General features: G+C 71.3%; 22 protein-coding genes and 1 pseudogene. 18 read left to right on the plus strand and 5 right to left on the minus strand.

Annotated elements, in window-relative coordinates; genetic code table 11:
- The first annotated feature begins 45 nt into the window (after positions 1-45).
- The 5 genes from AB0881_RS24025 to AB0881_RS24045 are packed head-to-tail and all read left to right on the plus strand — an operon-like array spanning position 46 to position 6,099.
- On the plus strand, positions 46-1,653 hold the full coding sequence (locus AB0881_RS24025; RefSeq protein ID WP_366620055.1) for an ABC transporter ATP-binding protein: 1,608 nt from the start codon (positions 46-48) through the stop codon (positions 1,651-1,653).
- Positions 1,650-3,053: an ABC transporter permease gene (locus AB0881_RS24030; RefSeq protein ID WP_366620057.1), complete on the plus strand. Its 1,404-nt coding sequence runs from the start codon at positions 1,650-1,652 to the stop codon at positions 3,051-3,053. Before AB0881_RS24025 ends, AB0881_RS24030 begins: the two co-directional genes overlap by 4 nt.
- Positions 3,050-4,411, plus strand: coding sequence for an ABC transporter permease (locus tag AB0881_RS24035; RefSeq protein ID WP_366620059.1), 1,362 nt, complete (start codon positions 3,050-3,052; stop codon positions 4,409-4,411). Before AB0881_RS24030 ends, AB0881_RS24035 begins: the two co-directional genes overlap by 4 nt.
- A complete protein-coding gene (locus tag AB0881_RS24040; protein ID WP_366620061.1) occupies positions 4,411-4,818 on the plus strand; it encodes a cytidine deaminase in 408 nt (135 codons plus the stop codon). The genes AB0881_RS24035 and AB0881_RS24040 overlap by 1 nt, the downstream gene beginning before the upstream one ends.
- Before the next feature lie 3 nt (positions 4,819-4,821).
- A complete protein-coding gene (locus AB0881_RS24045) occupies positions 4,822-6,099 on the plus strand; it encodes a thymidine phosphorylase (protein ID WP_366620062.1) in 1,278 nt (425 codons plus the stop codon).
- Between the two features lie 407 nt (positions 6,100-6,506).
- Here the strand turns inward: AB0881_RS24045 and AB0881_RS24050 are convergent, their stop codons facing one another.
- On the minus strand, positions 6,507-6,905 hold the full coding sequence (locus AB0881_RS24050; RefSeq protein ID WP_366620064.1) for an ATP-binding protein: 399 nt from the start codon (positions 6,903-6,905) through the stop codon (positions 6,507-6,509).
- 174 nt (positions 6,906-7,079) lie between these two features.
- On the opposite strand from AB0881_RS24050, the gene AB0881_RS24055 reads away from it, so the two are divergent.
- The 10 genes and pseudogenes from AB0881_RS24055 to AB0881_RS24100 all read left to right on the plus strand — a co-directional run bounded on the left by AB0881_RS24055 (position 7,080) and on the right by AB0881_RS24100 (position 11,197).
- The gene (locus AB0881_RS24055; protein ID WP_366620066.1) at positions 7,080-7,886 is read left to right on the plus strand and encodes a helix-turn-helix transcriptional regulator; all 807 of its coding nucleotides are present in this window, start codon (positions 7,080-7,082) and stop codon (positions 7,884-7,886) included.
- On the plus strand, positions 7,874-8,065 hold the full coding sequence (locus tag AB0881_RS24060) for a DUF397 domain-containing protein (protein ID WP_366620068.1): 192 nt from the start codon (positions 7,874-7,876) through the stop codon (positions 8,063-8,065). Before AB0881_RS24055 ends, AB0881_RS24060 begins: the two co-directional genes overlap by 13 nt.
- A gap of 69 nt (positions 8,066-8,134) precedes the next feature.
- Positions 8,135-8,305, plus strand: a pseudogene (locus AB0881_RS24065) (DUF397 domain-containing protein); the annotation flags it as partial.
- A complete protein-coding gene (locus AB0881_RS24070; RefSeq protein ID WP_366620070.1) occupies positions 8,302-8,481 on the plus strand; it encodes a DUF397 domain-containing protein in 180 nt (59 codons plus the stop codon). The pseudogene AB0881_RS24065 and the gene AB0881_RS24070, both read left to right, overlap by 4 nt.
- On the plus strand, positions 8,468-8,677 hold the full coding sequence (locus AB0881_RS24075; RefSeq protein ID WP_366620072.1) for a DUF397 domain-containing protein: 210 nt from the start codon (positions 8,468-8,470) through the stop codon (positions 8,675-8,677). The genes AB0881_RS24070 and AB0881_RS24075 overlap by 14 nt, the downstream gene beginning before the upstream one ends.
- Positions 8,678-8,688: 11 nt before the next feature.
- Complete coding sequence (locus AB0881_RS24080) at positions 8,689-8,874, plus strand: DUF397 domain-containing protein (protein WP_366620073.1); 186 nt, start codon at positions 8,689-8,691, stop codon at positions 8,872-8,874.
- Between the two features lie 55 nt (positions 8,875-8,929).
- Positions 8,930-9,100 (plus strand): DUF397 domain-containing protein, encoded by a 171-nt coding sequence (locus AB0881_RS24085; RefSeq protein ID WP_366620161.1) that lies wholly within the window; start codon positions 8,930-8,932, stop codon positions 9,098-9,100.
- Between the two features lie 171 nt (positions 9,101-9,271).
- A complete protein-coding gene (locus AB0881_RS24090; protein WP_366620075.1) occupies positions 9,272-9,586 on the plus strand; it encodes a hypothetical protein in 315 nt (104 codons plus the stop codon).
- A 73-nt stretch (positions 9,587-9,659) separates the two neighbouring features.
- Positions 9,660-10,247, plus strand: coding sequence for an RNA polymerase sigma factor (locus AB0881_RS24095; RefSeq protein ID WP_366620077.1), 588 nt, complete (start codon positions 9,660-9,662; stop codon positions 10,245-10,247).
- Positions 10,244-11,197 carry a CU044_5270 family protein gene (locus tag AB0881_RS24100; protein ID WP_366620078.1) on the plus strand — a complete coding sequence of 318 codons (954 nt, stop codon included), beginning with the start codon at positions 10,244-10,246 and terminating at the stop codon, positions 11,195-11,197. The genes AB0881_RS24095 and AB0881_RS24100 overlap by 4 nt, the downstream gene beginning before the upstream one ends.
- 41 nt (positions 11,198-11,238) lie before the next feature.
- Here AB0881_RS24100 and AB0881_RS24105 read toward each other — a convergent pair whose 3' ends face one another.
- On the minus strand, positions 11,239-11,586 hold the full coding sequence (locus AB0881_RS24105; protein ID WP_366620080.1) for a VOC family protein: 348 nt from the start codon (positions 11,584-11,586) through the stop codon (positions 11,239-11,241).
- 488 nt (positions 11,587-12,074) lie between these two features.
- On the opposite strand from AB0881_RS24105, the gene AB0881_RS24110 reads away from it, so the two are divergent.
- The gene (locus AB0881_RS24110; protein ID WP_366620081.1) at positions 12,075-13,004 is read left to right on the plus strand and encodes a DUF5829 family protein; all 930 of its coding nucleotides are present in this window, start codon (positions 12,075-12,077) and stop codon (positions 13,002-13,004) included.
- A 9-nt stretch (positions 13,005-13,013) separates the two neighbouring features.
- Here AB0881_RS24110 and AB0881_RS24115 read toward each other — a convergent pair whose 3' ends face one another.
- Positions 13,014-13,607, minus strand: a complete 594-nt coding sequence (locus AB0881_RS24115) for a hypothetical protein (protein ID WP_366620083.1) — start codon at positions 13,605-13,607, stop codon at positions 13,014-13,016.
- The gene (locus AB0881_RS24120) at positions 13,607-13,957 is read right to left on the minus strand and encodes a PadR family transcriptional regulator (RefSeq protein WP_366620085.1); all 351 of its coding nucleotides are present in this window, start codon (positions 13,955-13,957) and stop codon (positions 13,607-13,609) included. Before AB0881_RS24120 ends, AB0881_RS24115 begins: the two co-directional genes overlap by 1 nt.
- 107 nt (positions 13,958-14,064) lie before the next feature.
- Here AB0881_RS24120 and AB0881_RS24125 point away from each other — a divergent pair, with 107 nt between their 5' ends.
- Complete coding sequence (locus AB0881_RS24125) at positions 14,065-16,731, plus strand: hypothetical protein (protein ID WP_366620087.1); 2,667 nt, start codon at positions 14,065-14,067, stop codon at positions 16,729-16,731.
- The gene (locus tag AB0881_RS24130; protein WP_366620088.1) at positions 16,728-19,367 is read left to right on the plus strand and encodes a hypothetical protein; all 2,640 of its coding nucleotides are present in this window, start codon (positions 16,728-16,730) and stop codon (positions 19,365-19,367) included. Before AB0881_RS24125 ends, AB0881_RS24130 begins: the two co-directional genes overlap by 4 nt.
- Here the strand turns inward: AB0881_RS24130 and AB0881_RS24135 are convergent.
- Positions 19,357-20,184, minus strand: a complete 828-nt coding sequence (locus AB0881_RS24135) for an SDR family NAD(P)-dependent oxidoreductase (RefSeq protein WP_366620090.1) — start codon at positions 20,182-20,184, stop codon at positions 19,357-19,359. The two genes, AB0881_RS24130 and AB0881_RS24135, sit on opposite strands and share 11 nt — an antisense overlap.
- Positions 20,185-20,218: the final 34 nt, after the last annotated feature.

A 20,218-nucleotide genomic window follows, 5' to 3' on the forward strand; every position in this document is an offset into this window, starting at 1 on the left:
CGTGCCGCGGCGCAGGACCGCAGACAGCGAGTCAGGAGGGCACACGTGCCTGACGTTCACCCCGCGGGGGAACGATCCCCCGCGGCGAGCGCGGGGCCGGCCGTACGGCTGACGTCGATCACCAAGCGCTTCCCGGGCGTGGTGGCCAACCGCGACGTCGACCTCACCATCGAGCGCGGCGAGGTGCACGCGCTGTGCGGGGAGAACGGCGCCGGCAAGTCCACGCTGATGAAGATCCTCTACGGGATGCAGCGGCCGGACGAGGGCACCATCGAGGTCGGCGGCGAGCAGGTGGCGTTCCGGTCCCCGGCCGACGCGATCGCCCGCGGGATCGGCATGGTCCACCAGCACTTCAAGCTGGCCGACAACCTGACCGTGCTGGAGAACGTGATCCTGGGCGCCGAGCCGCGCCGGACGAGCCGGCTGGGCAAGGTCATGGGCGCGGCGAAGCACGTCGGGCGGATCGACTTCGCCGCCGCCCGCGAGCGGATCGCGAAGATGTCCGAGACCTACGGGCTGCGGGTGGATCCCGACGTGCTGGTGGAGACCCTCGGGGTCGGCGACCGGCAGCGGGTGGAGATCCTCAAGGTGCTGTTCCGCGGCGCCGAGGTCCTGATCCTGGACGAGCCCACCGCGGTGCTGGTGCCGCAGGAGGTCGAGGAGCTGTTCGGCAACCTCCGCGACCTGCGCGCCGAGGGCCTCACGGTGCTGTTCATCTCGCACAAGCTGGACGAGGTCCTGTCGGTGGCCGACAGCATCTCGGTGCTGCGCCGCGGCACCACGGTCGCGACCCGGCTCGACCCGGACGGCGTGACGTCCCGGGAGCTGGCGGAGCTGATGGTCGGCTCCGAGCTGCCCACCCCCGAGCTTCGCGAGTCCACGGTCACCGAGGACGTCCAGCTCCAGGTGGACGGCCTGACGGTGCTCACCGACGCGGGCCGTCCCGTGGTCGACGACGTGTCGCTGCGCATCCGGCGCGGCGAGATCGTCGGCCTGGCCGGGGTGGAGGGCAACGGCCAGTCCGAGCTGATCGAGGCGATCATGGGGATCCGCCCCGCCGACTCGGGCACGATCGCGTACGGCGGCGACGACATCACGGCCTGGCCGACCCGGCGCCGCCGCGAGGCCGGGATCGCCTACATCCCCGAGGACCGGCACCGGCACGGGCTCATCCTCGAAGGGGCCCTCTGGGAGAACCGGATGCTGGGCCACCAGACCCGGCGCCCCAACGTGCGCGGCCCGTGGATCGACCGGCGCGGCGCCCGCGCCGACACGACCCGGATCGTCCGCGAGTACGACGTCCGCACCCCCGGCATCGACGTGCCCGCCGCCGCGCTGTCGGGCGGCAACCAGCAGAAGCTGATCGTCGGCCGGGAGATGTCGGGCGACCCGCGCCTGCTGATCGCCGCCCATCCGACCCGCGGCATCGACGTCGGCGCGCAGGCCGCCATCTGGGAGTACCTGCGCCAGGCCCGCGCCGCCGGGCTGGCCGTCCTGCTGATCAGTGCCGATCTCGAGGAACTCATCGGTATGTCCGACACCCTGCACGTGATCCTGCGCGGCCGGCTGGTCGCGGAGGTCGACCCGGGCACGGTCACCCCCGAGGAGCTGGGCTCCGCGATGACCGGCGCCACCGGCGAGGACGACTCATGAGCGTCTCCAAGAACGACCGGGACAACGACCCGGAGAAGCCCGCCGGCGGACCGCCGGCCGCGGCTCCCGCCGTCCCGGCGTGGAAGGCGATCCTCCAGGGGCTCGGGCCGAGCGGGCTCGGACTCCAGGTCGGCGCGCCGGTCTTCGCCCTGCTGATCTCGCTGCTGATCACGATCGGGCTGCTCCGGGTGACCGGCGCCGACCCGTTCAGCTCGATCCAGGCGATGGTCGACTACGGCACCACCGACAACTCGATCGTCGACATCCTCAACCGCGCCACCCGCTACTACCTGTCGGCGGTCGCGGTGGCGATCGGCTTCCGGATGGCGCTGCTGAACATCGGCGTGGACGGCCAGTACCGGCTGGCGGCCATGCTGGCGGCCTCGCTCGGCGGCGCGCTCGCGCTGCCCGCCCCGTTCGGCCAGTTCCTGGTGATCGTGGCGGCGATGCTGGTCGGCGGGCTGTGGGCCGCGATCGCCGGCATCCTCAAGGTGACCCGCGGGGTCAGCGAGGTGCTCTCCACGATCATGCTGAACGCGATCGCCACCGGGCTGATCGCGTACCTGCTGAACGACAAGCGGCTCGCCGAGGTGCGGCCGGGCAGCAACAACGTCGCCACCCCGAAGATCCCCGAGTCCGGCCAGGTCGGCAAGTTCAACGACATGCTGACCGCGCTGTTCTCCGGGCCCGGCCTGGCGATCGTCCTGGTCGCCGGCTCGGCCGCGATCATCTACTCGGTGCACCGCCGCCAGGCCGACGCCCACCCCGGCCGCGGCGCTTCTGTCGGGCTGATCCTCGGCGTGCTGGGCGCGCTGGCGTTCGCCGCGATCACCGCGCTGGTGGTCGCGCCGACGCTCACCGACCTGCCCGGCTCGGTGTACGGGCTGCTGCCGCTCGCGGTCGTCGTCGGGATCGTGTTCTGGGTGGTCATCAACCACACCCGGTTCGGCTTCGATCTGAAGATCTCCGGGATGTCGCCGACGGCCGCGCAGGCCAGCGGCGTCAGCGCCCGCAAGATGATCGTCATCACGATGGTGATGTCGGGCGCGGTGGCCGGCCTGATCGGGATGCCCGAGCTGCTCGGCGCCTCGTACGAGTACTCGCTGAACTTCCCCGCCGGGCTCGGCTTCACCGGCATCACGGTGGCGCTTCTCGGCCGCAACCATCCGGCCGGGATCGCGCTGGCGGCGCTGCTGTTCGCGTTCCTCGACCAGACCTCCGACGTGCTCCAGGAGGTCGACGTGCCGAAGGAGATCGTCGGGGTCATGCAGGGCGTGGTCGTGCTGACCGTCGTCATCGTGTACGAGCTGGTCCGCCGCTGGGAGATCAGGTTGCAGCAGCGCACGGTCGCCACCGAACTCGCCACCGGCCACGACCTCGCGAAGGGGGCCTCGTCATGACCGCCGCCTCCGTGGCAGGGAAGCTGAAGAACGGCGCGAACGGCAACGGCAGGCTGAAGCTGCGCTGGCCGCACTACCTGATCCTGACCGGCGTGCTGCTGGTGCTGCTGTCGCTCGTCCGGGTGATCACCGGCGCCGACGACGTGACCTCGTCCGGCACGGTCAGCGCCGCCCTCCGGCTCGCCGTGCCGATCTTCCTGGCCGGCCTCGGCGGCCTGTGGTCCGAACGCGCCGGGGTCATCAACATCGGCCTCGAGGGCATGATGATCCTCGGCACCTGGACCGGCGCCTGGGCGGGCTTCCAGTGGGGCCCGTGGGCCGGTGTCGTCGCCGGGATCATCGGCGGCGCCCTCGGCGGCCTCCTGCACGCCATCGCGACCGTGTCGTTCGGCGTGGACCACATCGTCTCCGGTGTCGCGATCAACATCCTGGGCCTGGGCCTCACCCAGTTCCTCGCCGGCCTGATCTTCAACACGGGCGAGGCGAAGGCGCTCGGCGGCGGCCCCCGGCAGTCTCCCCCCGTGGATCCGATCGACCGCGTGACCGCGCCGGTCCTGTCCGGCGGCGACTTCTTCGGCTGGAAGAGCCCCGACCTCCTGGGCTCGCTGGAGGACACGCACTGGTTCCTGGTCTCCGACCTGGCCGGGATCCTGCGCGGCCTCACCACCGACATGTCGCTGCTCACCCTGGTCGCGATCGCGCTGATCCCGATCAGCTTCTTCGTCCTGTGGCGCACGGCGTTCGGCCTGCGCGTCCGGTCCTGCGGCGAGGACCCGTACGCGGCCGAGTCGCTGGGCGTGAACGTCTACCGGATGAAGTACGCGGCCGTCACCATCTCCGGCGCCCTCTCCGGCCTCGCCGGCGCGTTCCTGGTCACCGTCGCCGCCCCGGTCTACCAGGACGGCCAGACCGGCGGCCGCGGCTTCATCGGCCTGGCCGCGATGATCTTCGGCAACTGGCGTCCCGGCGGGCTCGCCACCGGGTCCCTGCTGTTCGGCTACACCGACGCGATGAACGTGCGCGGCGGCGGCGAGGCCGTCCACGCCCTGCTGCTGTTCGTCACGATCATCCTGGTCGCCGTCGCGTTCTGGCAGCTGTACCGCGGCAACCGGCTGCGCCCGCTGGTCGCCACCGACCACGACCGCGCCGCCGTCCGCAACGCGTTCGTCGGCGCCGCCCTCGCGGTCGTGGCCGCCGCCGGCCTGCTCACCTGGTTCCTGCTCAGCGACACGGTGCCCGGCGAGCTGGTCTCGTTCACCCCGCACCTGACCACGCTGCTCGTCCTCGCCCTGGCCAGCCAGCGGCTCCGGATGCCCGCGAGCAACGGCCAGCGCTACCGCAAGGGAGAGGCCCGCTGATGCACGACGTCGACTGGCCGGCGCTCCGCACGGCCGCCCGCACCGCGATGGGCCGCGCGTACGTCCCGTACTCGGGCTTCCCCGTCGGCGCGGCCGCCCTCGTCGACGACGGCCGCGTCATCACCGGCTGCAACGTCGAGAACGCCTCGTACGGCGTCGGCCTGTGCGCCGAATGCAGCCTGACCAGCGCCCTCTACGGCGAGGGCGCCTCGGGGAGGCCGCGCCTCCTCGCCGTCTCCGTCGTCGACCGCAACGGCGCCCCCCTCATGCCCTGCGGCCGCTGCCGCCAGCTCCTGTACGAGCACGGCGGCCCGGAAATGCTGCTGGAGACCGTGTCGGGCATCCGCCCCATGTCCGAGGTCCTCCCGGACGCCTTCGGCCCCGACGACCTGATCACGAGGAGCTGACCGGTGGACGCCATCGACGTCATCCGCGCCAAGCGCGACGGCGCCGAACTCACGCCCGACCAGATCGCCTGGACGATCGCCGCCTACACCCGCGGCGACATCGCCGAGGAGCAGATGTCGTCCCTGGCCATGGCGATCCTGCTCAACGGCATGACCCGTCCCGAGGTCTCCGCCTGGACCCAGGCGATGATCGACTCCGGTGACCGGATGGACTGGTCGTCCCTGTCCCGACCCACCACCGACAAGCACTCCACCGGCGGCGTCGGCGACAAGATCACCCTTCCTCTCGCGCCCCTGGTCGCGGCCTGCGGCGCGGCCGTACCCCAGCTCTCCGGCCGCGGCCTCGGCCACACCGGCGGCACCCTCGACAAACTCGAAGCCGTCCCCGGCTGGCGGGCGTCCCTCTCACCCGCCGAGATGCTGGGCGTCCTCGAAGAGACGGGCGCCGTCGTCTGCGCCGCCGGCACCGGCCTGGCCCCCGCCGACCGCAAGCTGTACGCCCTCCGCGACGTCACCGGCACCGTCGAGTCGATCCCGCTGATCGCCTCCTCGATCATGTCCAAGAAGATCGCCGAGGGGACGGGCGCGCTCGTCCTGGACGTGAAGGTCGGCTCCGGCGCGTTCATGAAGACCCTCCCGGACGCCCGCGAACTCGCCGAGACCATGGTCGCCATCGGCACCGACCACGGCCTGCACACCGTCGCCCTGCTGACGGCCATGGACCGCCCCCTGGGCAACGCCGTCGGCAACGCCCTGGAGGTCGCCGAATCCGTCGAGGTCCTCGCCGGCGGCGGCCCGTCCGACGTCGTGGAACTCACCCTCGCCCTGGCCCGCGAGATGCTCGCGGCCGCCGGCCTGGCCTCGGCCAAGGACCCCGCCGACGCCCTCCGCGACGGCTCGGCCATGGACGTCTGGCGCCGCATGATCACCGCCCAGGGCGGCGACCCCTTGGCCCCCCTCCCGGTAGCCCGCGAGACCCACGAGGTCCTGGCCCCCGCCACCGGCGTCCTCACCCGCCTGGACGCCTTCGGCGTAGGCGTCGCCGCCTGGCGCCTCGGCGCCGGCCGCGCCCGCAAGGAGGACCCGGTCTCGTTCGGCGCGGGCATCCTCTGCCACGCCAAACCAGGCGACAAGGTCACCAAGGGCCGGCCCCTGCTCTCCCTCTACGCCGACGACATGGACCGTTTCCCCCGAGCCCTAGAGTCCTTGGACGGCGCGTACACCATCGAGGAGACCGGCACCCCCGACCTCCACCCCCTCATCATCGACCGCATCACCTGACCGCCCGGCCGCACACCTCACCAGCGATCAACGAGGCCGACCAGACCGCGAACCAGTCGCGAGCGCCCACTCAGCCACCGGAGAAGCCCCCGCCGCTCCGGTCGCGGCCGAAAGCCCTTGCCCAGACACAGGCCTTCGGTAGGCCCACGCCCCGTCCTGCCTCCGCAGAGGCCTGGACGGCGTACGCATTCGCATGACATCCACCCGGCGTCCGACCCCCTCCGCGCGTAGCTTGCGGTCAAGCGCGGCGGCGTTCTTGGCCTCCACGAGCCGATCGGGCAGGAGCGCCCACAGCGAACCGCTGTACTCGCCGTACCAGATGCAGACCCCGGGGAACGCACGCCGCAACGTGAACAGCGCCAGATCGAGATCACTGTCCACACCCTGTGGAAAACAATCCCGAACGGTCACCGCACGAGTCGGGCCCATACGACCTTGCCCTCCTCGTTCAACAGGCGAACACCCCACGCCTGTACGAGTTCGCCCACCAGTCGCAACCCGCGCCCGCAGGTCGCCTCGTGGTCCTCAGGCTGGACTGAGGGCAACGCGATGCCCTGGTCCCAGACCTCGATGACGACCGTCCCGTCCCGCTCGTCCGGGAAGACGCGGACGACGATGAAGCCGTACCCGACGTGCCGATAGGCGTTGGTAACCAGTTCGGTAACCACGAGCCGCCCGACGTAGTCGTCCGCGATCCCGAGCTCCCGGTAGCGCCCCACCAGGAAGCGCCGCGCCCGAGAAGGCGCCTGATCGGTGTGAGCGAGTACGAGAGCCGGCGTCTCCGGCGCGAAAGCCACTGCTGACATGGCCAGTTCCCTCCATGGGGATGCGACCGACCCCGGCCCGCCGCCGAAGTCACCCTGTGTGCTCGAACGACCACCATGAAGGCATAGTCGGGCGTACTCTCATCGGAGAGTCATCAATCAATCGCAAACGGCTAGCAACGGTTAGCGCGCCGCTCTCGCGAGAGGGAGACCAACATGCCCGGCAGCAGCGCCAGGCCGAAGATCGACCCCGCACTGCTGGACTTCGGCACGGAAGTCAAGCGGGGCCGGGAGGCGGCGGGTCTGAGGCAGGGGGAGCTGGCGCAACTGGTCAACGTCGCGCGCTCGTACATCAGTCACGTGGAATGCGGCCGTACCAAGTGCCGGAGGGACTTCGCCGTACGCCTGGACCAGGCGCTCAAGGCCGGCGGCGCGATCGTCGCGGCGTGGGAAGGCCTTCTGGAGAAGACCAAGCTGATCAGGTATCCGCGCCACTTCCTGGCCTTCCCCAAGGTCGAGGCCACGGCAGACCAGCTGCGCGTGTACGAGAGTCACTTCGTCTACGGACTGTTCCAGACGGAGGCATACGCTCACGTCCTCCTGGATGACGAGGATGCGGTGTCGGCCCGCATGAGGCGCCAGGAAATCCTCTCCAGAAACCCTCGCCCCATGATCAGCGTAGTGCTCGAAGAGAGCGTCCTGTATCGCCAGGTCGGTTCGGCCGAGGTCATGTACGACCAGCTCAAGTCGCTGATCGAGATGTCCCTGCAAGAAGGGGTCTTCTTGCAGGTCGCCAAGAACGTCTACTATCGAGGCGTGCGAGGCTCGTTCACCATAGCGACTTTGGCGGACCGAAGTGAGATCGCCTATATCGTCAAGGCGAACGGAGGGGAGACAAGCCGGGATCCATCTGAACTCGCGAATATGAGCCAATCGATGCAGTTGTTGAACGCCAAGTCTCACAATACGGAAGATTCGCGGTCGCTGATACGAAGGGTGATGAACGAAAGATGGAGGAGCTGAATGAGGTCATCTGGCGCAAGGCGCGGCGCAGTTATGATGACGGAGATCAGTGTGTTGAAGTCGCTTCCCTTGCTGGAGGGGTTGCCTTTCGGGACAGCAAGGATCCTGCTGGCCCAAAGGTGACTATTGAGCGTGTGAGATTCCGGCGCCTCATTGAGGTAATGAAGCAAGCTGAGTAGATCGGGCGGCTTGCGAAAGAGAAGGGGAAGGTGGACTTTCGCGATGCCGTTTGATGTAAGGCTTCCCGCGGTCATGAGGACGGCGATCAGTACATCGAGGCTGCTGCTGTGGCCGGTGGTGTAGTGCTTGGTGTAGCGATCCGTGACAGCAAAGATGCCGTTGGCGCCATGCTCATCGTGAATCGTGACGACTTTCGGCGCTTTGTTGAGACCTTGAAGAGGGGTGGAGTTGCGGAATGATCTGGCGCAAGTCCTCTCGCAGCAAGGAAGATGGTTCCAACTGTGTCGAGGTGGCTTCCGTGGCGAATGCCATCGTCGTTCACGACAGTAAGGACCCTTGTGGGCCGATGCTTGTCGTGGAGCGCGGTGAGTTTCGGCGCCTCGTCCAAGCCTTGAAGAGGGATGGGGGTGAGTGACGTGACCTGGCGAAAGGCCTCTCGTAGCAGCGAACAGGGTGACAATTGCGTCGAGGTCGCCTCCCTCTCGGGGGCTGTCGCATTCCGTGACAGTCGGAATTCTGATGGTCCCATGCTTGTTGTAAATCGTGATGTGTTTCGATGCTTCGTTGACACCTTGAAGCATGGGCTGATGCCGGAGAAGCGTTCGCCGTGAGGGTAGGGGAGGTGGACTGCCACGAAGCTGTCTGGCGCAAGGCTGGTCGGAGTCATGATGATGGTGACCAGTGCGTTGAGATCGCGTCGGTTGCCGGGGACATCCTCGTGCGCGATAGCAAGCATCCAGACGGGCCGAAGGTCGTTACGAGCAGCCAGGATTTTCAACGTTTCGCTGAGACATTGAAGGGTCTTTGATGTGGGCTGCGTTCCAAATGCTTCGTCGGATCCTGAAGGAGTTGGGGTGGTTGGCGTGACTTGGCGGAAGTCATCGCGCAGTACTGCGCAGGGGGACAACTGCGTAGAGGTCGCCCCCCTCTTGGAGTTCGTGGCATTCCGCGACAGTCAGGATTCTGATGGCCCGGTGCTCGTCGTGGAGCGAGATGAGTTTCGGTGCCTTGTCGAGACCTTGAAGTGTTCCTAGTGCTTGAGTGTGGCGCAAATGGATAGATACAGGCTGCCGCGTGGGGTGACGGGGTTCTGGGGAGTTGAATCCGCGTCCTTGCCTGATGGCGATCGCAAGGAGTTCGCGCGTGTCTGTCACGCGGCGGCGCGGTGGCTCGATGCTCGGGTGGAGGGGATCGCCTCGCCGGGGGTGACGCCCAATTTCTACACCGCGGTCATCGTTCGCGGTGAGTGGCGGGTCGCGATACTCGCTCATCGGCATCTGGCGCTGCTCGCGCTCGCCGTTCCGCCGGCGAAGGGGGAGATGGAGGTCCGCTTCGTCGAGGAGCCGGAGGTCGCGGCGGTGGTGGCCGAGCTGGGCTCGTTCCGCCTCATGAGCATGGAGGAGCTCCGTACGCCGCTGGACCAAGCCGACCTCTCCGCGCTGGCCGAGGCCGAGCTTGCGCAGGTCGCGTACTGGAAGCCTCACACTGTCGGGGAGCTCGTCTTCAACTACTGGGACTGATCCGGAACAAGCGGGACCCGTGTCGCCAAGTACTGGTTGACCGATCCACCGGATCAGGGAGACAGGGTTGGTGATGATCACACGACCTCCGGGCACCGGAGGGGCGACCGACGGCGAGGCCATCGGCGCGTCCCTCGATGACCCGGAGCGGTTCGCCGAGATCTTCGAGCGGCACTGGGACGAGATACACCGGTACGTGGCGCGGCGGCTGGGCCCCGGGATCGCCGAGGACGTCGGCGCGGAGACGTTCGCCGCGGCGTTCCGTGGCAGGAGCCGGTACGACCTGAGCCGTCCGGACGCCAGGCCGTGGCTGTACGGCATCGCCACCAACCTGATCCGGCAGCACCGGAGGGTCGAGCGCCGCCACCACGAGACGCTCGCCCGTACCGGCGCCGAATGGGCCGCGGAGCCGTTCGAGCGCGACAGCGACGAGCGGTTGATCGCGCAGGGGCTCGGCCCCCGGATCGCGGCTGCGCTGGCGAAGCTGACGCACGGTGAACGCGACCTGCTGCTCCTGATCGCGTGGGCGGACCTGACCTACGAGGAGGCCGGGCAGGCGCTCGGCCTGCCGCTGGGCACGGTCCGGTCCCGCCTGCTCCGCGTGCGCGGAAAGCTCCGCCGGGCCCTCGGCGACATCGACCCGCTCCAGGAGGACGCGTGAACGACGAAGAGATCGCCCTCATCGCCCGGTTCCGTCCAGAGGTGCCGGAGGATCCCGCCGCACGCGCCCGCGCCTGGGCCTACCTGCAGCGGGAGCTCGAACCGGGGCGGCGCCGTCCCCGCGTCGGGCGCCGTTCGATGCTTCTGGGCGGGCTCGCCGCGACGGCCGCCGCGGCGGTCGCGGTGGCGCAGTTCGGTACGGCTCCGGAGGCCGGCCCCGGCGAGGTGAACCTGCGGACGCTGGAGCTCGCGGCCGCGACCGTCGAGCGGCAGGCGCCGACCGCGCCGGCCCGTCCCGCCCCCGATCAGTGGGTCTACACCCGTACAAAGGCGGCATATGCCCTCCAGAGCGGGAACGTCGGCGGGCCCGAGGCCATGCGGAAGGGCAGGGTGACGGTCGAGGAGTGGTGGAGGTTCGACGGCAAGCAGATGGCGTCGTCCGTCCAGAACCAGGAGATCAGCCGCTCCTACATCCTGAGCCCTGGGGAGAAGCGCCGCCCGGGCGTCCCGCGTCCCGGCTTCAACGGAGGGGACATCGGCGGCCCGGGGATCTGGAACTCGCTCCCGAACAAGACCTACGCCTACGTGGCCTCGCTGCCCACCGAGCCGGGCGCCCTCCTCGCCCGCGTCCGGAAGGACCACCGGGACGACGGCCGGGACGTCACCACGTTCGGTGTGATCTCCGGACTCTTCCGCGAGAACCACCTCATCCCGCCGGAGAAGAACGCCGCCCTCTACCGCGCCCTCGCGAAGATCCCCGGGGTGCGGGTGAAGAAGAACGTCAAGGACTACGCCGGACGTGCGGGCATCGGCGTCCTCTTCGGCCGGGACCGCCAAGGCGACGCCCGGGTCGGGATCATCCTCGATCCCCGGACCTACCGGTACATGGGCGACACGCAGTTCGCCCTCCTCCACTCCGCCGTGGTCGACGAAGCGGGGCGCCGCGCGTGATCGAACGGCCCCGCGCCGGACGGTGCGGGGCCGCCGTACCCCTACCGGTGGGTCAGGACGTTGACCACCCGGCCGTTGGGGTCGCGGACGAAGAAGCGGCGCACGCCCCACTCCTCGTCCTGCAGCGGGTGCACGATCTCGGCCCCGCTCTTCCGCATGGCCTCGTAGGCCGCGTCCACGTCGTCCACCTCGACGCTCAGGTCGGGGACGACCGGTGCGGTCTCGTCGCTGGTGATGAGGCTGACCTGCGCCGTCGGGTTGGACGGGGAGGCCAGCGTCACGATCCAGCCGGCGTCCATGACCTGCTCGAACCCGAGCCGTTCGTAGAACTCGCGGCTGGCGGGCACGGCGTCGGACTGGATGTCGGGCATGACACGGCGAATGGTCATCGATGACTCCGGGTGAACGAACTCGGTGCTGTTGCACGTTCCATCGTGGCCGGGGTCCGCGTCCATGGATTGGACGGATGGGAGCGCGCCGTCGGGCTTCGATGCGGTCGTGGCAGACCAGGGTGCCGGACGGCGCCGTACCGCATCACGTGGTGTGAGACCTCCGCACTGAACTCTGATGGGCTGAAGCTACTTATGGGTGACGGGATGTTCTGGTGTTTTATCGAGGCGTTCTCGCGCTGCTGAGGCGGGAGGGCATTGCCCGGCCGTACGCGGGCAATGGGGGGAGTTCTCGCGCATCATGGCCGATGGCGGCCGTTGTGGGCGGGAAGGGTGTGCGCGAGATGTGCTCCTGCACAGGTCGGAAAAGTGAAGGTGATGTGCCCTTCTTGGGTCTTTCGCGGGGCGGCCGGGGCGGCGGGGCATTGTCCCTCTGGTATCAGCGGGTGGCGTGTACAGCGGCAGTCTCCCGATTTAGCATCGGGCGCATGCTGATCTCCCGGATGGCGCAGGCGTTCGCGGCTCTCGCGACGACGCTCACGGTCCTTCTCGCCGGTACGGCCGAGGCGGGGACGGCGGCCCGGGGGCAGGAGAACCGGCCGCAACTGCTGTTCTTCAACCACGCCTACGGTGTGCTCGACCGGGTGACCGCCGATGCCGTCGAGCACTCCGCCTACCTGCGGGAGTTCGCGCATTTCCAGGTCCGTACCACGACCGGTACGGGAGGGGTCACCTGGAAGGGCCGCTACCTGTTCGGCCGGGAGACCTATTTCGAACTGTTCGGGGTGGGCGACCTTCCCGACACCGGATACGGCTCCGCCGGGATGGCGGTCTCCGTCGAACGCGCCGGTGGCCTGGCCACGGTCGTCGAGGGGATGCGTGACCAGGGTGTCGCCGACCCGGTCCAGTTCCTGCAGACACGCGATTTCGGCGATGGCGTTCCGGTGCCGTGGTTCGACGCGGTCTACGCCACCGACGAGATCGACGCGTTCCTCGGCTGGGGCATGGAATACCGGGCCGAGTACTTCGCCGATCCGCGCGGCAACACCGAACCGCCCGCCTACCCCGGCGATGTCGGGCGGGAGCGGTACCTGCCGGACCTCTACCGCGACCGCCTGATGCGCGATGTGACCGGCGTCCGGATCGCGATCACCAGCGGCGACCTGGCCGACACGGTCCCGTTGCTGCGCGCCGGAGGCTTCACCGTCCGCCCGCTCCCGAACGGCGGCGTCGTCGCGCTTCGCGGCGGCACCAAGATGCGCCTCGACGTCGTACCGCGCGACCAGGTCGGATTGCGGCGGATCGACATGTCGCTCAACCGCTCCGTCTCGTCCCGCCATGAGGAGCGCATCGGCCGGTCGACGCTCGCGGTCGGTCCGGGGCCCCGCGCCGTGTGGACGTTCCCGGACGTGGAGTAGGGGCCGCTGTCAGGCCGCGCGGCGGTCGTGGCGGGCGACGAGGGCGGTCGCGAGGACCGCGGCGAGCATCAGGGCCAGGCCGAGGCCCATCTGGGCCTCGATGGGCAGGCCGTCGGTGGTGCAGGTGCCGTCCGGCGAGCACATCGTGGACTCGGACGCGCCCGGCCCGGCGTGCCAGGCGCCCATGCCGAGGCCGATGGGCCAGGCCGCGGCCACGAGCAGTTTGTGGTGGACGGGCCAGCGGGTCAGCACCCAGATCAGGGCGGCGGCGATCAGCGAGCCGATCACGGGCAGGAGGATCCCGGCAGCGGCCGCGGCCAGGGCCAGGGCGGCGCCCGTGATGCCGAACGCGCCGCGGCGGGGCGCCGGGAGGTCCGCAGGGGCGTCGGCGGCGGCCTCGCGGACGATGGCGGCCGGGTCGCCGAGCCGGTCGAGGACGTTCCGGACGCCGGCCTCGGAATCGCCGGCCTGTTCGGCGACCGCGACGGCGATGTGCTCCCTGATCTCGGCGAGCAGGTCGGCGCGCCGTTCCGCGGGCAGGGTGCGGGCCGCCGCCTCCAGCCGGTCGAGGTACTCGGTGATGAGATGGTCGGTGCTAGTCATCAGATCTCCGTTTCCGTTCCGACGAAGCCCTCCACGGCGTCGCGGAAGCGCGCCCATTCGGTCGCGAAGACGCCGAGGGCCCGGCCGCCGTCGGCGGTGAGCCGGTAGTAGCGCCGTGGCGGGCCGGACGCCGACTCCCGCCAGGTCGTCTCCACCAGGCCCTGCCGGCGCAGCCGTGACAGCAGCGGGTAGATGGTGCCCTCGCTGGTGACCAGGCCGTCGACCTCGGCCAGCAGGCGGACGATCTCCACGCCGTACCGTTCGCCGTCGCGCAGCAGCGCGAGCACGCAGTACGGCAGCGCGCCCCGCCGCATCTGGGTCAGCAGGTTCGATGCGTCACCCGGTACCATGCCTCACAAGGTACCTGGCGGTGGCGACTACGTCCAGGAAGCCGAGGGAACCGGTCCGGGGGCGGCCCGGCGCCATGCGCGTGGCGGGCGGCCGATAATCGATCACCATGACCCCGGAACTCGCAGCCCTGGTCGCCGGCGCCGCGACCGACCACCCCCGCAAGCTCAAGTCCGGCCTGAGGAAGCTGGCGGCGCCGCTGCCGCCCGCGGACCGGATCGACTTCTACGAGGAGGCGTGCCGGGCCTTCACGGCGGGGTCGGCCGAGGTCGCGACATGGGCGTTCACGCAGGCCCGCAAGGTCGAGAAGGACGAGGGGCTCCGGGACGTCGCGCGCCTGCACCGGGTCCTGCTCGAACTCGTCCCGGACGGCGTGGTCGCGCCGACCGTGCTGCGCGACCACGCGAAGGACCTGAGCGCCCACTTCGCGGCGGACGAGGCGCACGCGCGGTTCCGCGAGGTGGTCCGCGCGGGCTTCGACGCGGGCCTGATCCCGTACGCCCGCGTGTTCCCCGACCTGCGGAGGCTGGCCGCCGCGGCGGGGCTCGGGAAGCGCGAGGAGGACGAGTTCCTCGCCGCCCGCCTGCTGCGCGACGGCCTGCTGCCCGAGGCCCCGCCGACGATCTGGGCGGCCGCCGCGCCCGCGCTCGCGGACGTCGCCGCCCGGGACGGCGGGCTGATGGACCTGCTGATCGCGGCCGAGCCGGACGGCGAGAACCGGGACCGGTGGCTGGAGACGCTCGCCGACGCGGGCGCCGGGACCCGGCTGCCGCTGGAGTGGTACGCCGGCCGCCCCTGCCCGGCGGGCGTCCTGCTCCGCCTCGCCGACCAGGGCGCGGACCACCTGTTCCCGCGTACGGGCGAGCCGCCGTCCGGCACCGACCCGGCGGCGGTCCCGCCGACCCCGGCCCCCTGGCACGATGCGCCCGACGCCGAGCTGAGGGAGATCCTCAAGGCCGACCTGGAGTCCGGCGTCCTGGCCCGCCTCGACCGGGCCGTCTCCTGGCTGTACGACAAGGGCCACCGCTTCCTGGAGCGCAATCCCGGATTCCTGGCCGAGGTGGAGATCGGCGATCCGGTGGACGCGCTGGTGGCGGAGCTGCGCACCGGGATCCTGGAGGAGATCGGGATGCGGGCGGTGCCGCCGGCGCAGGACGTCAGGCGGCGAGCCGGCACGGAGTCCGTCCTCCAGCACGGCGCGTACGTGACCGTCCGGAGGAAGGGCGAGGTCGTCGCGGCGGACGGGAAGGGCGGCACCTGGACGCTCGGCTCCTGCCCGGGCGACCTGATGCCGTGGTTCGACGGCGGGTCCTGGTACGCGTCGCGCCCGCGACCCGGCGGCGACTGGCAGACGTTCGTCGTGGACGGCCCGGCCGGGGACGGCCTGAGGCTGGAGGCCGCCTCCCGCACGGCCCGTCCCGAGGCGCCCGGCACCGGAACGGTCACCTTCCCCGGGTCCTCCGTACGGCACGACGTCCGGCTCCGGGACGGCGTGATCACCGTGACCGCGCCGGACGGCACGGAGGTCGCCAGGACCGCGTTCACTCCCCGGCAGGCGTCCGTGCTCCCGCCCGCCGCGTGGAGCGCGCGGGAGGCGGTGGACCCGGCCGGATCGGCGTGGCTGCGGTCGCTGGACCGGGCGGCCGTCCTGCGCCTGCTGGAGCCCGTCCTGCCCCGGTGGTCCGGGGTGGGGCTGATCAGGCGCGGCGCCTTCGTCGCGGAGCTGCTGCCCGAGATCACCGATTCCGGGCTGGCGCAGACGGTCGCCGCGCGGCTGGTGCGCGCGGCGCGCTGCCTGATCGAGGAGCACGTGGTGCTGGTCAAGGAGGGCCTGCCGCCCCGCCCGCCGCTCCTCCCGCTGCTGGAGACCGCGCCGGACCTGCCGACCCCCTTCCTGCCCACGCTGATGCGGCTCCGGCTGCTGTCCGGGTATCTGGTCGAGGCTGCGGCGGACGGCCCGGCCCCGCGGGAACCGGTCCACCTGCGGACCCTCGACGACCTGAGCGGGACGGAGTGGGTCGCCTCGGAGTTCGAGCGGATGACGGGACAGCTGATGTGCCGGCTGTGGCCGTGGGACCGCTTCCCGGACCGGACCGTCTCGGAGCTGAACGCCTGGGCGAACACCGGGCTGGGCGACGGCAGCGGGCGCTGGCGGCTGCACTGGTTCGACCGGCCGTTCAGCGGCTCCGGCCTTCCCCACCTCGCGCTGTGGCGGACCTCGAACGGCGCGCTGCTCGTGGTGAGCGGCCGCAGCCAGGGCCGGGACCTGTTCGCGGCCATCGAGTACGCGCCGGACGGCGGCTTCGGCCCCACCGAGTTCCCGGACGGGCAGATCCCCGTGGAGACCGTCCCCCAGGGCAGGTTCAGCCCGGATCTCCTGCGCCGCGCCGAGCGGCTGCTGGCCGACAAGGGCCCGCCGCCGGCCGGCGCGGACGCCGCGAGGGAGCTGGCCGCCCAGGCCGGGATCACCACCGCCAACGCGGTCGGGATCCTGTACGGCGACAAGGACGGGTTCGTCCTGTCGTACCCGCGTCCCCCGCTGGAGGAGTCGGGCCTGCCCGCCGACGTGATCGAGCTGCTGAAGGCGACCCGGGACGAGCGCGTGGTCCAGGGCGGACTGGAATGGAAGACCTTCGGGAGCCGCCGTTCGGGCGCGGTCGGGCGGTTCCGTGAACTCCTCATGCCCGACGACCCCGCCGACCTGTGGACGACCGGCCCCGACATCGCCCGCGCCGCCGGCTGGTGGCAGGCCCGCCGAAGGGAGCACGGCGAATGAACCTCCAGGAAACGGCCATCGAGAAGTCCAAGGTGACCAGGGCGGCGCGCCCGCTCCCGGCCCCCGGACTGCCGCCCCATTTCGAGCGGGCGTGCCGGGACTTCCTCGCGGCGGGCGAGGCCGAACTGGCGGCCTGGGCGTTCGGCGAGGCCCGCCGCGCCGAAGAGAACCATCCCGCTCTCCGCGACATGGAACGGCTCCACGACACGTACCTGGAGTTCGTTCCGGCCGGGGCCGTGGCGCCGACGGTCCTGCGCGCCCACATCGGCCTCATGGCGGAGCATCTTTCTCCGGACATCGCCCTCGACCGCTTCCACGAGATCCTGGAGAAGGCGTTCGCCGCGGGGGTCGTGCCGTACGCGCGGATGTTCACCGACCTGCGGACGCTCGCCAAGGCGGCGGGCGTCCGGAAGAGGGACGCGGAGAACGGCCTCGCCGCCCGGCTGCTGCGCGCTGGCGCCCTCTCCGCCGCGCCGTACACGGTCTGGAACGCCGCCGGCCCCGCCCTGGCGCGGGTGGCCGCGAAGGACGACGACCTCCTGAAACTCCTCCTCGCCGCCGATACCGCGACCGAGAAGGTGCGCCAGATCCGGCTGTCGGTGCTCGCCGACGCGGGAGCGGGCGCTCATGTCGACCGGAAATGGTTCCGCACGGTCGCGTACGACTGCGACCAGGACGTGCTGATGGCGCTGGCCGACCAGGCCGGATCCCGGCTGAAGCGCCGCAAGCGGTTTCCGCCGGGCGACCCGGCGATTCCCGTGACCGTCCCGGACTACTCCGCGGCCGACACGAGGGACCGCGACGCGCCCCTCTTCTGGAATCTGGACACCGACTTCGGGAAGGCCGCCACCGAAGCGGACCTGCCCGAGAAACTGGACGCGTTCGTCCTCGACCTGGACGCGATCGACAAGGACGGGCCCGCCCTTCTCCGCCGGGCCCTGTCGGCGCCCGGAATCCGCCGCGTCCTGAACGGGCTCGCCGCCGGCTGGGCCGCCGAGGCCGCCACGGAATCGGTGCCCGACCTCCGGCACGCCCTGGCGCGCCTGCTGCCGTTGGTGCAATCCGGCTTCACCGTTCCCGATCTCGAAATCGCCGACCCCCGCACCGCGCTCCTGCGGACCCTGCGCGGCGGGATCCCGGCCGAGCTCGCGCTGCCCCGCCTGCACGGCCGCAATTGCTGGAAAGAGGAGACCACCGTTCTCCAGAACGGCGACCACCTCGCGATCGCCTGGCGGTACGCGGACGTGGCCGTCCTCTCGCGCGGAGAAGTGCTCGACCGGCCCGACATCGGATTCCGCCTCCGCGAGGACGACATCGGGTTCTGGTACGGCGACGACGGCACCCTCTACCGCGGGCGCCTGCACGACGGCGAATGGCAGAACTTCCGTGCCACGGAACGCGGACTCACCCTGGACCCGGACAACCGTTTCCCGTCCGCGCCCGCGACCGCCGAGGTCACCTTCCCCGGGGCGCGGGAGCCGAGCACCGTCGGCTGCGCGGGAGGCGTCCTCACCCTCACCGCCCCGGACGGGACCGTGACCGCCCGGCTTCCGTTCTCCTCCCGCCAGCTCCTCAGCGGGTTCGCCGCCGTCCCGGTCGTGCCGCCGGGCTGGTGGAAGTGGCTGTCCCCGGTCGACCCGGACGGCTCGGCCGCCCTCCGCGCGCTCGGCGCGGACCAGGCGGACGCGCTGCTCGACGCCGCCCTGACCGGGCCGCGCGCCGCCGCCGAGGCGCTCACCACCGTCCTGCCGGAGCTGACCTCCGCCGAGCTGCGTACCGCGGTCGCCGAGACCGCCTGCGCCGCCGCCGACTGCGTCCGGCTCTCCGCCGCGCTGCGGGCGGTGCTCGAAGACCGCCCGGTGGCGCGCTCCGTGCCGTTCGTCTCGGCGGCCGGGCGCCTGACCCGGATCCTGGAGGAGGCCGCCGGACTCCCGGCGGGCCCGTACCTGATCGGTGAGGCCGACCGGCCCGTACCCAACTGGACCTGGCACACGTTCGGCACGCTGGGCGCCAGAGCCCTTCGCGCGCTCTGGCCGTGGACGGAGGAGCGCCACCGCGTCCGGGCGGTCGAGTCGCTCCGCGGCTGGGCGGCCACCCCACTTGGGGACGGCAGCGGCCGGTGGCGCCTCCTGCGCCTCGACCGCGCCGGCCAGGGGCACGAACTGGGCTTGCACGAACTCTGGCGCACCACCAACGGCGCGCTCCTCATCGTCCGGCCCTACGAGGCCGTCGAGTACGCTCCCGGCGCCCGCTTCGGCCCGCCCGGCCTGGACGGCTGGGCGGTGCGCGACGAGACCGCGCAGGGCTGGGGCGGCGCCGCCGGGATCGACGCCCTGACGCGGCTGCTCACCGAGCGCGGGCCCGTCCGCCCCGACCCGTCCTGGGCGCACGAGCTGGCCGAACGCGCCGGGATCCCGCTGCCGAACGCCGCCGCGATCTGCTTCGGGTCCCACTGCCCGGAGGGCGCGCCCGGCCCGATCCGCGCCCTGTACGACGGCGAGGCCGCGCCGGTCGACTTCCGCGTCGAGGACGCCGCGCGCGAGCACCTGATCCCCGCCGACCCGGCCGCCATCTGGACCGGCCGCCTGGACATCGAGGGCGCCGCGCGCCGCCTGGAGGACCTCGTCAGCCGGTGACCATGCGCTCGACGGCGCGGGCGAGCCGCTCGGCGTCGCCCTCGTCGTCCGGGCCCGGCACGAGACCGGCCTCCTTCGCGCCCCGGTACGCGGCGCGGCCGGGGCGCGGGTCGTCGATCAGGCGGATGACGGGGCGTACGGCGTCGCCGGGGTCCTGCCCGACCAGCGGTGCCAGGAGCGCCGCCGTCCACTTCATGACCGGGCCCGTCTCCCCGGCGAAGCTGGTCCTGACCAGGTTGCGCGGGCCCCAGGTGATGTAGGAGAGATCCGCGTTCCGGGTGGCGAGGATGCCGAGCAGCTCGTTGGCGCGGCGCTGCTGGGCGTTGGCCCTGGAGAAGGTGAACCGCCCGGCGAGTTCGAGGTCGTCGAAGTCGATGGCGTCCGGCCTGGTGCCGGGGACGGCGGTGTTGACGATCACCGGACGGCCGGCGGCGGCGAGCCGGTCGGCCAGGCCGGTCACGAAGAGGTACTTCGAGACGAGGAAGAGCATCCACGACGCCTCGCGGCCTTCGGCGGTGACGTGCCTCTTCTGGCGGATGAACGAGGCCGCCAGGACCAGGACGTCGATCCGGTCGTAGTGCTGCCTGAGCCGGTCGATGACCCGTTCGTTGTCGGCGAGCAGCGAGAGGTCGGCGGCGAGGAAGCGGGCCCGGCCGGCGGGCGAGAGCGCCCCTTCCGCCTCCGCCGCGGCGAGGAGGGCGTCGAACTTGGCGCGGCTGCGGCCCACCACCGCGACCCGGTCGCCTGCCCTGAGGTGGTGGCGGGCCAGGGCGGCGCCCATGCCGTCCGTCCCACCGGTGATCACCACTGTGCGCATCGTCGCCTCCCTGTATCGGAACCCGTGTTCCGTT

The organism is Spirillospora sp. NPDC029432 (genome assembly GCF_040703975.1).
Taxonomy (GTDB): Bacteria; Actinomycetota; Actinomycetes; order Streptosporangiales; family Streptosporangiaceae; genus Spirillospora.